At 41.3% G+C, this 14,275-nt stretch carries 10 protein-coding genes; 6 read left to right on the top strand and 4 right to left on the bottom strand.

Features of this window, described 5'->3' with window-relative positions; genetic code table 11:
* Positions 1-18: 18 nt before the first annotated feature.
* Both IPI59_15420 and maf read right to left on the bottom strand, forming a co-directional pair.
* On the bottom strand, positions 19-2,289 hold the full coding sequence (locus IPI59_15420; protein ID MBK7528886.1) for a PD40 domain-containing protein: 2,271 nt from the start codon (positions 2,287-2,289) through the stop codon (positions 19-21).
* Positions 2,290-2,559: 270 nt separating this feature from the next.
* Positions 2,560-3,174, bottom strand: coding sequence for a septum formation protein Maf (maf, locus tag IPI59_15415; GenBank protein ID MBK7528885.1), 615 nt, complete (start codon positions 3,172-3,174; stop codon positions 2,560-2,562).
* A gap of 183 nt (positions 3,175-3,357) precedes the next feature.
* On the opposite strand from maf, the gene IPI59_15410 reads away from it, so the two are divergent.
* Together IPI59_15410 and aroC are read left to right on the top strand one after the other, a co-directional pair.
* A complete protein-coding gene (locus IPI59_15410; protein ID MBK7528884.1) occupies positions 3,358-3,774 on the top strand; it encodes a hypothetical protein in 417 nt (138 codons plus the stop codon).
* A 133-nt stretch (positions 3,775-3,907) separates the two neighbouring features.
* Positions 3,908-4,996: a chorismate synthase gene (aroC, locus tag IPI59_15405; protein ID MBK7528883.1), complete on the top strand. Its 1,089-nt coding sequence runs from the start codon at positions 3,908-3,910 to the stop codon at positions 4,994-4,996.
* 36 nt (positions 4,997-5,032) lie between these two features.
* Here aroC and IPI59_15400 read toward each other — a convergent pair whose 3' ends face one another.
* Positions 5,033-6,685, bottom strand: a complete 1,653-nt coding sequence (locus IPI59_15400) for an Ig-like domain-containing protein (GenBank protein MBK7528882.1) — start codon at positions 6,683-6,685, stop codon at positions 5,033-5,035.
* Between the two features lie 314 nt (positions 6,686-6,999).
* Here IPI59_15400 and IPI59_15395 point away from each other — a divergent pair, with 314 nt between their 5' ends.
* From IPI59_15395 to mutL, 4 genes are all read left to right on the top strand, one after another.
* Positions 7,000-8,127, top strand: a complete 1,128-nt coding sequence (locus IPI59_15395) for a Re/Si-specific NAD(P)(+) transhydrogenase subunit alpha (GenBank protein MBK7528881.1) — start codon at positions 7,000-7,002, stop codon at positions 8,125-8,127.
* A gap of 151 nt (positions 8,128-8,278) precedes the next feature.
* Positions 8,279-8,599, top strand: a complete 321-nt coding sequence (locus IPI59_15390) for an NAD(P) transhydrogenase subunit alpha (protein ID MBK7528880.1) — start codon at positions 8,279-8,281, stop codon at positions 8,597-8,599.
* A 163-nt stretch (positions 8,600-8,762) separates the two neighbouring features.
* Positions 8,763-10,154: an NAD(P)(+) transhydrogenase (Re/Si-specific) subunit beta gene (locus IPI59_15385; protein ID MBK7528879.1), complete on the top strand. Its 1,392-nt coding sequence runs from the start codon at positions 8,763-8,765 to the stop codon at positions 10,152-10,154.
* A gap of 216 nt (positions 10,155-10,370) precedes the next feature.
* Positions 10,371-12,383: a DNA mismatch repair endonuclease MutL gene (gene mutL, locus IPI59_15380; GenBank protein ID MBK7528878.1), complete on the top strand. Its 2,013-nt coding sequence runs from the start codon at positions 10,371-10,373 to the stop codon at positions 12,381-12,383.
* 151 nt (positions 12,384-12,534) lie between these two features.
* On the opposite strand, the gene IPI59_15375 is transcribed toward mutL, so the two are convergent.
* Positions 12,535-14,271, bottom strand: coding sequence for a T9SS type A sorting domain-containing protein (locus tag IPI59_15375; GenBank protein MBK7528877.1), 1,737 nt, complete (start codon positions 14,269-14,271; stop codon positions 12,535-12,537).
* Positions 14,272-14,275 lie beyond the last annotated feature (4 nt).

Below are 14,275 nucleotides of genomic sequence, written 5' to 3'. Positions count from 1 at the left end.
CTTAGTTGTGTGATAAAATTATTTCACACCTAATTTTTTAAGCTTTTTTATGCTTATATCAACAGGTTGCCCATCTAAATAAGGTATTATTTTTGTTTTAGGAGCATCATTTTGTTTGGCCAAATCTGCCTTATACTCGGCATCGGTTAGTGAGCTAATTTCTTGAGTGGTTAATTGCATACCTTTTACGCTGTACTCTTGTTCAATATCCGGAAAAAGTTCTTTAAAACGGTAAAAAATATCGTTGTTCATTTCTTTAAATGGCCCAATTACTAATTTAAAACGATAATCGGGCAGTTGTGGGTCAAGTAGCGGAGTGTCGTTGTTGATGATATTAGGCAAAATAGTTGCAGTAGTATCAACTGGTGTTGGTGGGGTAGGCAAATTAATGTTTTTTGTTTGTACTACCGGAAGTTGATTTCCAAAAATATCATACTCAATTATAGGTGCGCTGTTTAAAATTAATTTAGGTGGCGCAGGTTTATTCTCAATTGCCGTTGGGGGTAAAACAAGTGTAATATTACCCAAGCTATCAATTATAGTATCGGGTTTGGCAATGGGTGGCGGTGGCGGTGTAAGGACTGCCACTAAAACATTGTCGCCGGGTTGGGTAGTTAGCCGCACTTCAAAGCGGTTGTTTTCTTGGTGTTCGGTTTCGGTACAAGGCACATTATTAGCGCATCGGTTAATTAGCTGCCGTTCGCCGAACCCAATGGCCATTACCCGTGTGGGTGCAATGCCTTTAAGTAACAAATAATCGCGGGCGGCATTTGCGCGGTTTTGGGTAACTGTTTGGTTAATTCTGTCATCGCCGCGCGCTTCGCTGTGTGCTTCAAGCGACACGCCTGCCGTAGGGTACTGCTGTAAAAACGTATAAACTTTATCCAAATTGGTTTTAGTAGATTCTATTAGTTTCCAGTCGCCGGCAGCAAATTGTATTTTTTCGAGTTTTAACGGGTCGTTAAGCAATAGGGCCGTAAGTTCAGTAGGAGGTAAGTTGTTGGCACTCGTTATTTCCGGATTTATTTGCGTACCGGCTTGATGTTCGGGCGTGATTTGTATTGTTTGAAATGTATAAATATCATCTCCCCCAAAACTTCCGGGTCGGTTTGAGCAAAAATACCCCCTCGAAAGATCGACATTGGCTAAAAGTCCAAAATCATCTCGGTTTGAATTAAATGGCGCGCCTAAGTTGCGGGGTTTTTGCCATCCGGACCCCGTAGCTTTTGCACTAAAAATATCTTTGCCACCCAAGCCAGCAAATCCATCCGACGAAAAATATAAAGATCCGTCTGCGTGTATGTACGGAAAGGTTTCGTTTCCGGGCGTGTTGATAGCAGACCCTAAATTAATGGGTCTGCTCCAACTGGTGTCAATTCGGGTTGAGACGTACAAATCAAAACCACCTTGCCCACCCGGCATATCTGATGAAAAGTACAAATTATTGCCATCCGGACTAAAATAAGGATGCACCACGCTGTAATCAATATTGTTATAAATAAAGGCGGTGGGCGCGCTCCATTTATCTGTTTGCGGTACCTGAGTCGAAAAAAACAGACCTAACTTTACTGTTCCGTCGCTTTTGCTGTTGCGCCCCGAGTAATTACTGGTATAACAAATAGTTTTGCCATCGCGGGTTAGGGTGGCGGGGCCATCGTTAAGGGGGGTGTTAACAGCGCCACGTAATTTTTGGGGGTCGCTATACGATTTGTCGGGGCGAATATCCACCGAAAACAAGTCTAAATACTTGCCTTTATCTGCCGGAAGCCCATCTTTTCCCATTGGTTTGTCGCGGTTGCTGGCAAACACCAAGCCTGCCCTTGCTATAACTATACCATAGTCGTTTCCACGCGAGTTGATGGAAAGTGGCGAAACTGTGTAGTCGTCTGTTTTGCTGTTTAAGTATTCGATAGTATTGTTTTCGCAGCCTTTGGCCAACTCTTTGCCCCAAACGTCAAACTGTGCGTAAGCCAAAAAATACGAATATGCTTGGTCGCATTTACCATTACTTTGCAAAACTTGGGCATATTGCAGTTTAAAAATAGGGTCGGCTACCTCGTTAATAAGCAGTTTGTACCAATACTCGGCTTTGGCAAAATTTTGAGTAAGCCGGTAACAATTTGCTAATTTTATTTTTGCCTCGCGCGAGTTGTCAAGTAACAACACGTCTCGGTAAACTTCAATAGCCTGCTCAAAAGCTAAATTTTGATATAACGCATTGGCTTCGGTTAATTTTTTTTCAATTTCGTCGCTTTGTACTTGTGCATTTGCTTTGTTTTGTGTGGCCATGCCCCCAAATAATAATAGAAATAAAAAAAACAACGAAACCCATCTGTGATTACGAAAACAAGCATCTAACATATCTTTCAGCTATTAATGTGATAATTTAAGAAGAAATATACTTTTATTGTGCTAAACCGAAGAATTAGCTACTAAATATTTATAAACCAATAAAAGGTAACAAGGTTTAAATAGCTATTTTGTTGCCAATTAAAAAGCAAGTTACAGAATTTAAGCCACAAAATTAACCTATTTTTGTTGTTTAGAGGCAAATAGCTTTTACAATAGACATTGGTCTAAAAAATTGCGGTATTCCAAACTAAACCTGCTTAGTGGCAATCCCATGACGTTATAATAACATCCGGATATACTTTTGATGCCCACCATACCAATCCATTCTTGGATGGCATAGCTGCCGGCTTTGTCGTATGGCTGGCAATTATCTATATACCAATGTATTTGCTCGGGGCTTAGGGTATTAAATTCTACCAGTGTTTCCTCATAAAAAGTATGCTGCCGGTTTTGCCACAACAAGCACATGCCGGTAATAACAGAATGGGTTTGCCCTGCCAACTGATTTAGCATTTCGTAAGCATGGCTGGCATTTTCGGGCTTGCCTAAAACAACGGTATTGTCTAACAGTACAATGGTATCGGCGCTTACTATTGGTTGTTGTTGCGGGGTTTGTTGGGCGGTATTTGCAACTGCCAAGGCTTTTTGAGTGGCTATGTGCATTGCAATATCAGCGTGTTGTAGGTGGGCAGGCCAGTCTTCGGCGGTAGGTTGCACCTGCACAGTAAACCTAAAACCACAAGTTTGCATTAGGCTTTGCCGGCGCGGCGATTGCGAAGCTAAAATAAAGGACTGTGCCACAAAAGGCCATATATTCGACATGGTATTTTTTTTGGCAAAGGTACACCATTTTCAATAATATAATTGATGTACAGAAATCAAACGGGTTTGTTGTGCCCAAAATTTTAAATGGTTTAGATGTTTTGCCTATATTTGCACCCTACTTTTTGCCGGATAATTAAACAGCATTAAAAACTCCGCTCGTAATAATCATATAAGGTCGTAATGAAAACACATTCAACTAATTATTTTAACACTTTCATCCAAGTAGCCGATGATTGCCCTGCTGCCGTTGCCCAAACTCCGCAAGCAAAAAAAGGCCAATCAACAATAGCCCAAATGCAGTACCAAATTTTAGAAAACAAGCCTTATCAATTTACTTCTGATGATGTTTTATTTGATGTGTACGCCAATAAAAACAACTTAAATAGCGAGGCATTAGAACAAGCACGTAAAGACTTTTTTTCAAAGGGGCATCCTTGTTTTAGAACTTCTCCCTTAGCTAAACGCTTTGGTTTTGGTATTCATGCTAATTCCGAAGGAAAAATTGCCATTTATGCCATAGAAACAAAAGAGTATGAACAATTTTTAAAAAATCCGGAAATAAAAAAGGTGAAAGCTATGCGAAATTCAAAAAAATAAATATCCGGAGCAAATAATCCGGGTTTTCTCCGGATTAATTAAGTTCTGATATAATAAACCGTTTCTAAACTTTTCTGGATATATCTTTGTATTTTCTTTTTCTAAATACAGTACAATTAATTTGTTTTGATTTATGGCGGGCAATAGTTTTGGCGATATATTTAGAATAACCACTTTTGGCGAGTCGCACGGGGCTGCTATTGGCGTTGTTATTGATGGCTGCCCGGCAGGAGTTACTCTATCTATAGAACAAATACAATACGATTTAGACAGGCGGCGACCGGGGCAATCGGCCATTGTAACACAGCGCAACGAAGCCGATACGGTACAAATTTTATCCGGATTGTATGAAGGCAAAACACTTGGCTCGCCCATTGCCTTGCTCATACAAAACCAAAACCAACGCCAGGCCGATTATGCCGAATGGCAACAAATTTACCGCCCCTCACACGCCGATTTTACTTGGCAAACCAAATACCAACACCGCGACCACCGCGGGGGCGGGCGCGCATCGGCCCGCGAAACGGCAGCCCGCGTAGCCGCCGGGGCAGTTGCCAAAGCTTTGCTTACACAAGCAACTAATATTTTAGTAACAGCCTATGTTAGTCAGGTTGGCCAAATAACCGTACCGCTGCCCTACCACCAACTTGACCTTGCCCAAACCGAAACAAATTTGGTACGCTGCCCCCACCTGCCTACAGCCGCTGCTATGGAAGCCCTAATTAATCAGGTCTGCGCCAATGGCGATACTGTTGGCGGCTGTATTACAGGCCTAATAACTGGCTGCCCCGTTGGGCTTGGCGAGCCTGTTTTCGATAAATTGCAGGCGCAGCTAAGTGCAGCTATGTTGAGCATTAATGCCGTTAAGGGCTTCGAGTATGGGTCGGGGTTTGCTGGGGCAGCTATGCTTGGCTCGCAGCATAACGATGTGTTTACAACCCATCCACAAACTAATCAAATCGTTACTTTAACGAATAATTCGGGGGGAATACAGGGCGGCATCACAAATGGTATGGATATTTATTTTAAGGTGGCATTTAAACCAGTGGCTACACTTATGCAAACACAAAATACCGTCAATCAGCAAGGCGAAGCGGTAAAAATGCAAGGCAAAGGCCGCCACGATGCTTGTGTTTTGCCTCGCGCTGTGCCTATTGTTGAGGCAATGGCGGCGCTCGTTATGGCCGATTTTTGGCTTAAAGCAAAATTAAGTAAAATATAAACAACACATTTTGTTAAAATTTAATCTATTTGCTGTTTACTGCACATCTATTGTTACCTCTGTATCCCAGTTGGCTTGAATTACCGTTGGTTGCGGGGTGCTAAAAGTTCGTTCGGGTTGTGTTTTAGTGCGCCAAAATCCGGTTGTCCAGCGGTTATTTTTATTTCTGTCTTCGGTTACAATTATTTGCAAATTGCCGGGTTTTAGCCAGTTTACAACCCATTTGCCATTTGTAACAACTTGCTCGGTTAGTATTTTATTGTTCGATTTTAAGGTGGCTATATAATTGTAATCAGGGTTATAATTTGATAAGTTTACTTGTAAATTGCCATAAAAATTTTCCGGATTTACTTTAAAAGGTCGTTTTATTTCCGGAATTAAAATATTGAAAAAGTCGGTAAACGATTCTTTTAAAAATATAAGTTCGTAGGTATGGTCGGGCTTTGCAGGGTAATTAATGCTAAATCGTTTAGGGTTGTTCGGGTTTAGATACAGTTTTCCGGTTAAATCTATGGGCTTATCGTTTTCTAAAAGCTGTATTTTAGTAGAGTCGTAGCGTTCAATGGGGTGGTTAAACAGCAAATTTATAGTTTGGTAGGGTGTAATTACCCCCACACCGCGCCCCGATATGTTTCCGGTAAAATTTATATCGTCAAGGTCTTCTAATCCGGGCAGGGTTAAAAATTTTATGGTATCTTGGTAATTATTGCTGCCTTTAGCCACAATTATCAAGCTATCGGTATTTTTTGGCAGGTTTCTGTACCATATATTAATGGTGTCGAGGGTTGTGTTTTTTAGCACTAAAAAGTCGCCTTTATTGGGCTGCCAATACAAGGGGGTAATATCGAGGGTATCAACGCGCTGGTCGTACACTAAATCAAGGCGGCCAAAAATATTGCTGCCCTTGGTCATTACTTTGGGTGTGTTAAAGCCCTCACTAAACAGGTTTAAATTGGGTATATTTTTTTGAGTAGTATCGGGGGTAACGGCATCGGTAGCAAAAGCAATTTGCTCGTTTGGAAGGTCGAAATACAAATTAAAATTTTGGTCGCTAAAAGCCACTAACCGATATTTGCCCGGCGCAATGCCTTGTAATAAATACTTACCTTTTGCATCGGTACGAGCTAAATACAAGGGAGGGCGTTTAGTAAAATTCGAGTCGGCATCATAAGGGTACAAGCCAACAAAAGTTTTGTCGGCGGGTTCGGCACTGGGTGTTTTTTTTACTGTTCCTGCTAAAAAAAGTGTATCGAGGGTGCTTCCGGTCGAAAAACTAAATATACTTTTGGCTGCCGGATTGTTTTCGGTAATATCTTTCACGGCATCGCCCATGGTAATGGTATAGGTTGTGTTTGTTTGCAAGGGCTCTTTAAATTTAATTTGTAAGGTTTTTCCTCGCAGTACAAACGAAGGTTTTTCGGTTGGCGGCGGCGAGATAATAATTTCGTCCTGTTCGTTTTGAAGTTTTACAAATTCATCGAAGCGAAGTTCAAGGGTTTTGCCGGCAAACTGCAAACTTTTATTTGTTGGGTTAGTAACTACTATATCGGGGCCTTTGATGTCTTTATCGCCACCAACGGGCGCCACCTTGTTGGCACATTTGGTTAGCGTAAATAAAGTAACTGTGGCAATTATGATTAAATTAGTTACTTTTCGAATTGTTTTATTTTTTTTATCCGGATAAAACATGTGTTAAATAAAAGTAAATTATAATTCACTAAATAAAATCACTAACCTATGGATAGTTTAAATGATTTAATTAATAAATTGATTTATGAAGTTTATATTAATATTTTTTTCTATGCTGCAAAATAGAACCATCAGCGAAGCAAAATTAGGCCTAATTTATTTTCCGGATGTGCTTTATTAGGGCAATAAGCGGTCAAATTAAAAACGTATTTGGTTTTTTTTGTGTTTTAACACCAAAGTTTATCCATTTTTGCGTACTTTCGCGCTGCCATTCAATAAACCACATAAATGGCAGTATAACACATACAATATATATGACAACTATTGGTGTATTAAAAGAAACTGGCGAAGAACGCCGCGTAGCCATAACCCCCGAAATAGCAGGGCAATTAGTAAAAATGGGAGCCGTTGTTATTGTTGAAGATAATGCCGGATTTAATGCCCACCACGCTAACAGCGAGTACGAAGAAAAAGGCGCTAAAATTGGCAATTTAAACGAGGTGATGCAGGCCCAAGTAGTAATTGGTGTTGGACAGCCGACCGATAATGTTTTAGCCATGTTAAACAAAGAGCAAGTGTTTATAGCTAATTTAAATGCGTTAGCCAATAAAGAAACGGCCACCAAACTGGCTGAACGGGGCGTTACCGTATTTAGCTTAGATATTATACCCCGCACTACCCGCGCACAGGCAATGGATGTATTATCGAGTATGGCTACCATTGCCGGATACAAAGCGGTTTTGGTGGCAGCCGGCCATTTGCCAAAGTTTTTCCCGATGTTTATGACCGCAGCCGGCACTGTTACCCCTGCTAAAGTATTAGTTCTTGGCGCCGGTGTTGCAGGTTTACAAGCTATTGCCACTGCCCGCCGTTTAGGGGCAGTTGTTGAGGCCTTTGACGTTAGAGCCGCTGCCAAAGAAGAGGTATTAAGCTTAGGTGCAAAATTTGTTGATGTTGAAGGTGCAGCAGACGACAAATCTGCCGGAGGGTATGCCGTAGAACAAAGCGAAGAATTTAAAAAACGCCAGGAAGCAGTCGTGCAAGAACACGCAGCAAAGGCAGACGTAGTTATTTGTACTGCTCAAATACCTGGGCGTAAGGCACCAGTTTTGTTGCGCAGTGCTACCGTTACCCAAATGAAACCCGGCGCAGTAGTAATTGATATGGCCGCCTCAACAGGAGGAAATTGCGAACTAACCCAAAACAACCAAACCATATATCAAAATGGGGTTTGTATTATAGGCGACTCAAACCTTGCCGCCTCGCTACCTACCGACGCAAGTAAAATGTTTGCCAAAAATGTACATAATTTTTTAAAACTCATAATTACCAAAGAAGGCGCACTAAACCTTAACTATAATGATGACATTGTTGCCGGCACCTGCCTATGCCGCGATGGACAAATTGTAAACGAGCGCGCCCGCAATGCCTACGGATTATAAACTTACCAATAGCCATCAGCCAATAGCCATCAGCCAATAGCCATCAGCCAATAGCCATCAGCCAATAGCCAATAGCCAATAGCCAATAGCCAATAGCCAATAGTCACCAGCCAAAAACCAACAACTAACTAACAACATAACAACCAAATATATGCAACCCATCATTGAAATTTTCATCCAAAATAAAGAATTTGTTTACGTTCTAATATTATCAATTTTTCTGGGTATTGAGGTAATTGCCAACGTTCCAGCCGTATTACACACCCCACTAATGTCTGGGGCTAATGCCATACATGGTGTTGTAATAGTAGGGGCAATTTTGGTAATGGGTCACGCCGACCCCAATAACTATTTAGCGCTTATTTTGGGCTTTGTTGGGGTTATACTTGGCACTTTAAACGTGGTTGGTGGATTTGTAGTTACCAATCGAATGCTCGAAATGTTTAAACGTAAACCTGCCGTTAAAAAATAATATTATACTTGAAATATCCGGAGTAAATTGAATTGAATAATGGAATATTGAAGGTAAAAAACTATCCGGATAATGAAAATTAAATAAAATATAAATAAAAATTACTTTCTCGCTTGCCCGTTGTTTTACCTTTGCAAACCACTATCTTCATTTTTAGTACTTTATGAACGCTTTTTTACTTGAAATATCCTATTTAATTGGTTCTATATCTTTTATTGTGGGCTTGAAAATGCTTAGTAGCCCTGATTCGGCACGTAAAGGCAATATCTTTGCTGCCATAGGAATGGGTTTAGCTATTATAGCCACTTTGTTTTTTGGCGGAAAAGATGGCGGTATGGTGCACAATTTGCCGTTAATTATTGTTGCCATGGGTATAGGAACGGTCCTTGGCTATTTAATGGCTATGAAAGTAAAAATGACCGCCATGCCCCAAATGGTGTCGTTTTTTAATGGTATGGGTGGTGCTTGCGCAGCTATTATTTCAATAATTGAATATAATTTGAATGGTGGAAACATAACCCCGGGTTTTGCCGCAGTAGTTTTGCCCGGATTAGCCATTGGCAGCGTTTCGTTTAGTGGCAGTATGGTAGCCTATGGCAAATTAGATGAAAAAATTAAAGATATTAGTGCCAAAGCACTCACTTACCTCAACAACATCCTTTTATTAGCTATTTTAGCCTTAATAGTTGTAGGTATCTTTAACCCCGCTTTGTTAGGTACTAATATTATATGGTTGTTGTTAGGTATATCGTTATTGTACGGTGTATTGTTTGTAATGCCTATTGGCGGTGCCGATATGCCAGTAGTAATATCGCTGCTTAACTCGTTTACAGGCGTTGCCGCAGCGTTTGGCGGCTTTTTATATGATAATAATGTAATGCTAACGGGTGGCATTTTAGTTGGTTCGGCTGGTACTATTTTAACTATTTTAATGTGCAAAGCCATGAACCGCTCGTTGTTAAACGTAATTATAGGCTCGTTTGGTAGTAGCGGTGCTGCCGGTACTAAAGCTGCCGGCGACCAAGTGGTAAAAGAAATTACCTTAACCGATACAGCAATTTTATGCACCTATGCTTCAAAAGTGTGTATTGTACCCGGATATGGCCTTGCCGTAGCACAAGCCCAACATATTTGCCACAGTTTTGAAAAAGCCCTCGAAGAAAAAGGCGTTGACGTGTTTTATGGCATCCACCCCGTAGCAGGTCGTATGCCCGGGCACATGAACGTACTTTTGGCCGAAGCCGATGTTCCATACCCTAAACTGTTAGAAATGGAAGATGTAAACGACCAAATGCCAAATACCACTGTAGTAATTATAATAGGCGCAAACGATGTGGTAAACCCCGCCGCCGAAACCGACCCCTCAAGCCCAATTTATGGTATGCCCATCATCCAAGCCGAAAAAGCCCAAAATATTATTGTAATGAAACGCAGTATGGGCAAAGGTTATGCTGGAATTGAAAACGAGTTGTTTTTTAAACCTAAAACACGTATGTTGTTTGGCGATGCTAAAAAAACACTCGAAGGCTTGGTTAGCGAGGTGAAAAATTTGTAAATTTTTGAGGGGGACTCTATTCTTCTTCCGGATATGAAATACCAAACCCAAGCATCTTAATTAAGGATGCTTGGGTTTGGTCTGTGAATTGGTCAAACGACCAAAATTTACATCAAACTGATAATTTACCCACAACACTCCCTGCTATGCTTATAAGTTTTACCTTTGTAAGTAAAATAGTACTAATTTGCAAAAATAGCTGCCGTCTGCCTTCCCATGTCAAATACCACTGATATTATTAAGCTGCTGCCCGATGCCTTAGCCAACCAAATTGCCGCCGGCGAAGTAGTACAACGACCTTCATCGGTGGTAAAAGAACTGCTCGAAAACAGTATAGATGCCGGCGCTACCGAAATTAAACTGTATCTGCGCGATGCCGGAAAAACCCTTATAATGGTGAACGACAACGGCAAAGGTATGAGCGAAACGGATGCACGGATGTGCTTTGAACGACACGCCACCTCAAAAATAAATACCGTCAACGATTTATTTGCTTTGCGTACACTTGGGTTTAGAGGCGAAGCCTTAGCCTCAATAGCCGCCGTTGCCCACGTTGAACTTAAAACCCGCCAACATAATGCCGACTTAGGTACACGAATTGTAGTTGAAGACAGCAAAATATTAATACAAGAGCCTTGCCAATGCCCACCTGGAACAAGTATTGCCGTAAAAAATTTGTTTTTCTCGGTACCAGCCCGTAAACATTTTTTAAAAAATAATACGGTAGAAAAAGCACATATTATAGACGAATTTCAACGAGTAGCACTTACCCGCCCCGACCTGCACTTTGCACTTTACGACGGCCCTGCTGAGGTTTTTCACCTAACAACTGGCAATTTGCGAAAACGCATTGTTGCACTTATGGGGAATGGTTTTAACGAGCGAATAGTACCACTTGAAGAAACTACCGACCACATCCGGATTTTTGGCTTTGTTGGTAAGCCAGAATTTGCACGTAAAACACGCGGCGAACAATTCTTTTTTGTCAATAGCCGTTTTGTAAAAAGTTACTACCTAAACCACGCGGTCCAAAATGCCTACGAAAAACTATTGCCCTCAAAGGCTATTCCGGCTTGGTTTATATTTATTGATATAGACCCCGCTAAAATAGATGTAAATGTCCACCCCACCAAACAAGAAATAAAATTTGACGATGAGCGCATGGTATATAGTGTTTTAAATGCAGCCGTTCGGCGTGCTTTAGGCGTACATAGCCTAACACCAACTCTTGATTTTGAATCAGACGTAAATATGCCCTTTGGCACTTTCTCACCCAAACCAATAACTCAGCAACAGCAAAAACCTAATAAGGATGAATATGATAAAAACGATACAGAGGAAGAAAACAGCCAAACATCGTTGCCTCATATAATTAGTATCCCCTCAAAATATCCACAATCAAATTATCAAAAAAATAAAGTTCCGAAAAATTGGCAAGATGCATTTAAAACCAATAATGATGTCGAGCCCGATTTCGATAACCTTAGTAAACAAGCTAATTATCCGGATGAAAATGAGGCAATTAATAACGATAACATCCATCAACAACTACGGCCAAACAATCCGTCCTCATTAAATACAACTCAAACAATTTTATTGCAAAGCGAAGGCTATAACACTGCATTACGGCCCCAACTTGACCTAAATTATACCGACAAACCATTACCCGTACAAATACATAATAAATATATATTGGTTGCAATAAAATCAGGAATGTTGTTAATAGACCAACAAGCTGCCCACGAACGTGTTTTGTACGAGCGATTTAATCAACACTTGCACGATGCCGCCGGCGCTTCGCAACAACTACTTTTTCCCGAAACTATAAATTTAAACCCCGCCGATGCCACACTTATGGCCGGATTATTACCCATGCTTAGCCATTTAGGTTATAACATAACGCAACTATCAAACAACAGTTTTGCCGTAAATGGTGTCCCATCTGATTTGGTCGCGCAACTTGTTACCGACAATACACCTCACTTTGAACAACTTATTGAACAGTTTAAACAGCAACAAACTTTATCTAATTTGCCCCAGCGCGAAAAATTGGCAATGGCCTTAGCACGCAATAAAAGCATAAAACAAGGTCAAAAATTAGCCCCTGCAGAAATGCAGCACTTAATTGATTTGTTGTTTGCCTGCAACGAACCACAATATTCGCCAATGGGTAAATACACCTTTATTACCTGGCATTTTGCCGATTTAGATAAATTGTTTTTAAAATAAACGGGTGATAACAGAATAATATAAGTAAGACATAAATAAATTAAAAAAATCCGGATGCACAAAATTTATATCGTTCATCCGGATTTTTTTTCTTGCGACTGCTAATTGGTTTTTAGTTTTATCAGCAATCTCATCAAATAAAACTGTTTGTTTACCTTACAAATCGTTTTGTATCGGTTTGCTGGCCATTGGTAACAGTTACAAAGTAAACACCACTGCTACCAGCGTTTGGCAGGGTAAAATTAGCAGTGGTAATGCCTTGCGCCAAGGTTTGATTTACTACCTGACGTGCGCTTACATCGTAAACACTTAGTTGAGTGGCTTGTGAGGTGGCTTGGTTAAACAGTAGTTGGTTGCTGCCATCGGTTAAAGGGGTAATGGCGGCAATTTTTAAGGTGTTGCCTACTTGTTGTTGCTGGCGGTTAATACTTGCCGTAGCCAATAACTGCGTTTGACCACTAAGGGCATCGGTGCTAAATAGTTGGTAATAGGTGGTGGTGGCGTTAAGTGCTTTAGCATCGATATCAATAAACTGGTAGTCGTTTTGGTTTGTGGTGGTATTGTCTTTGGCCTCAATTTGTGCTATAGTTTCAAACTTGTTCTTGCTGTTGGCACTGCTTTTAAGCGTGTAAAAATCTATATTTTGCTCGGTGGCAGTTGCCCAATCAAGCTGGTTGCCATTTTGCAGGGGTTTGCCACTAAAGGTAAGGAGGTCAAGTGGTGTTTTAATACATAGTACTTCTTCGCTATAAGCGCCCTGGCAGCCCATAACATCGGTGGCCGTTAAACCCCATAAAAACGTTTCGGCCTCTTGAAAACTAAGTTCTACCGTTTCTTGGTAGGCTAAAATTGTAGTGGCATTACCCGCTACCTCGTAGGTGCTGGTATTGTCGTATTGGGGATAGCCACCTTTAAACGAAGCAACAACAGTGTAAAGACCTATTGAATAATCGCAGTATGCATTAATAACAGGTTCTATGGGTTGAAGAAATACAATAGGTGCGGCAGGACTAATTGAAATACATTGGTCGGCTAAATCGGGGTAGCCATTGGATAGCGAGTCGGCGGCTATGGCCGTAATATATAGGGTAGTATTGTACGGATAGCTGCCGTCGTTGGCAAAATTTCCGGATAAGTTCGAATCGTATAAGGTAAAACCGGGGGCATTAAAATCGCTGTCGGGGTTATTGTGCAGGTAAAAGGCAAGGGCATCTTCGGCTTGTAAAAGCGTGCCATTGGTGGTGGCGGCAACAATATCGCCGGCGCAGGCATGGGTTTCGTTAAGCGAAACAGTGCCAACAACAGGGTCGGTTTCGGGGCTGCAGGCCTGAATAAAAATGGTAACCTCTTTTTCGAGTATGCACGAGCCGACAATACTTTGTACGGTATAAGTAGTGGTGGCCAAAGGTATGGCGGTGGTAGTGGCCTCGTTGGGCGTGCCTAAACCTACCGAAGGCATCCATTTGTATTGGCCGCTGCCTCCCGTTGCACTAAGGGTAACAATGGTGCCGGGTTCAATAAGCGTTTGGTCGGCACTGGCTGTTAAAGGCACTAAGTCTTCAATATTTAAGGTGGCAGTTTGAAAAAAACTGGTATCGCAGCCAAGTGGCAGGTTGAAATTAATGACAATACTTTCAGCACCTTCGGCCAAACCGTCTTCAATGCCATCAATTATAAACTCAACCTCTTGTTGTCCGGCTGGTATGGTAATAGTTTTAGGAAAAGAAACGTAGTCTTCGCCTTCGGTAGCAGTTCCGGCAATTTCAAAGCTCAGTACTAAATCCTCTTCAACCGGATTATTGGCAACAAATTTAACCTTTCCGTCCACGCAACCTTCTACCATATTATCAAAATCGGTGGTAGTAGTTGAAACGGTGGAGGCTAGCACTTCT

The organism is Sphingobacteriales bacterium, assembly GCA_016706405.1.
Classification (GTDB): Bacteria; Bacteroidota; Bacteroidia; order Chitinophagales; family UBA2359; genus BJ6.
Note: the sequence above shows the minus strand (reverse complement) of the source record. Positions and strands in the feature narration are given on the sequence as shown.

Excerpts from the sequence above, each read along its gene's own strand:
- IPI59_15385 (MBK7528879.1), top strand. The coding sequence starts at position 8,763 with ATGAACGCTTTTTTACTTGAAATATCCTATTTAATTGGTTCTATATCT.
- mutL (MBK7528878.1), top strand. The coding sequence starts at position 10,371 with ATGTCAAATACCACTGATATTATTAAGCTGCTGCCCGATGCCTTAGCC.
- IPI59_15420 (MBK7528886.1), bottom strand. The coding sequence starts at position 2,289 with ATGGCCACACAAAACAAAGCAAATGCACAAGTACAAAGCGACGAAATT.
- IPI59_15395 (MBK7528881.1), top strand. The coding sequence starts at position 7,000 with ATGACAACTATTGGTGTATTAAAAGAAACTGGCGAAGAACGCCGCGTA.
- IPI59_15390 (MBK7528880.1), top strand. The coding sequence starts at position 8,279 with ATGCAACCCATCATTGAAATTTTCATCCAAAATAAAGAATTTGTTTAC.
- aroC (MBK7528883.1), top strand. The coding sequence starts at position 3,908 with ATGGCGGGCAATAGTTTTGGCGATATATTTAGAATAACCACTTTTGGC.
- IPI59_15400 (MBK7528882.1), bottom strand. The coding sequence starts at position 6,685 with ATGTTTTATCCGGATAAAAAAAATAAAACAATTCGAAAAGTAACTAAT.
- IPI59_15410 (MBK7528884.1), top strand. The coding sequence starts at position 3,358 with ATGAAAACACATTCAACTAATTATTTTAACACTTTCATCCAAGTAGCC.
- maf (MBK7528885.1), bottom strand. The coding sequence starts at position 3,174 with ATGTCGAATATATGGCCTTTTGTGGCACAGTCCTTTATTTTAGCTTCG.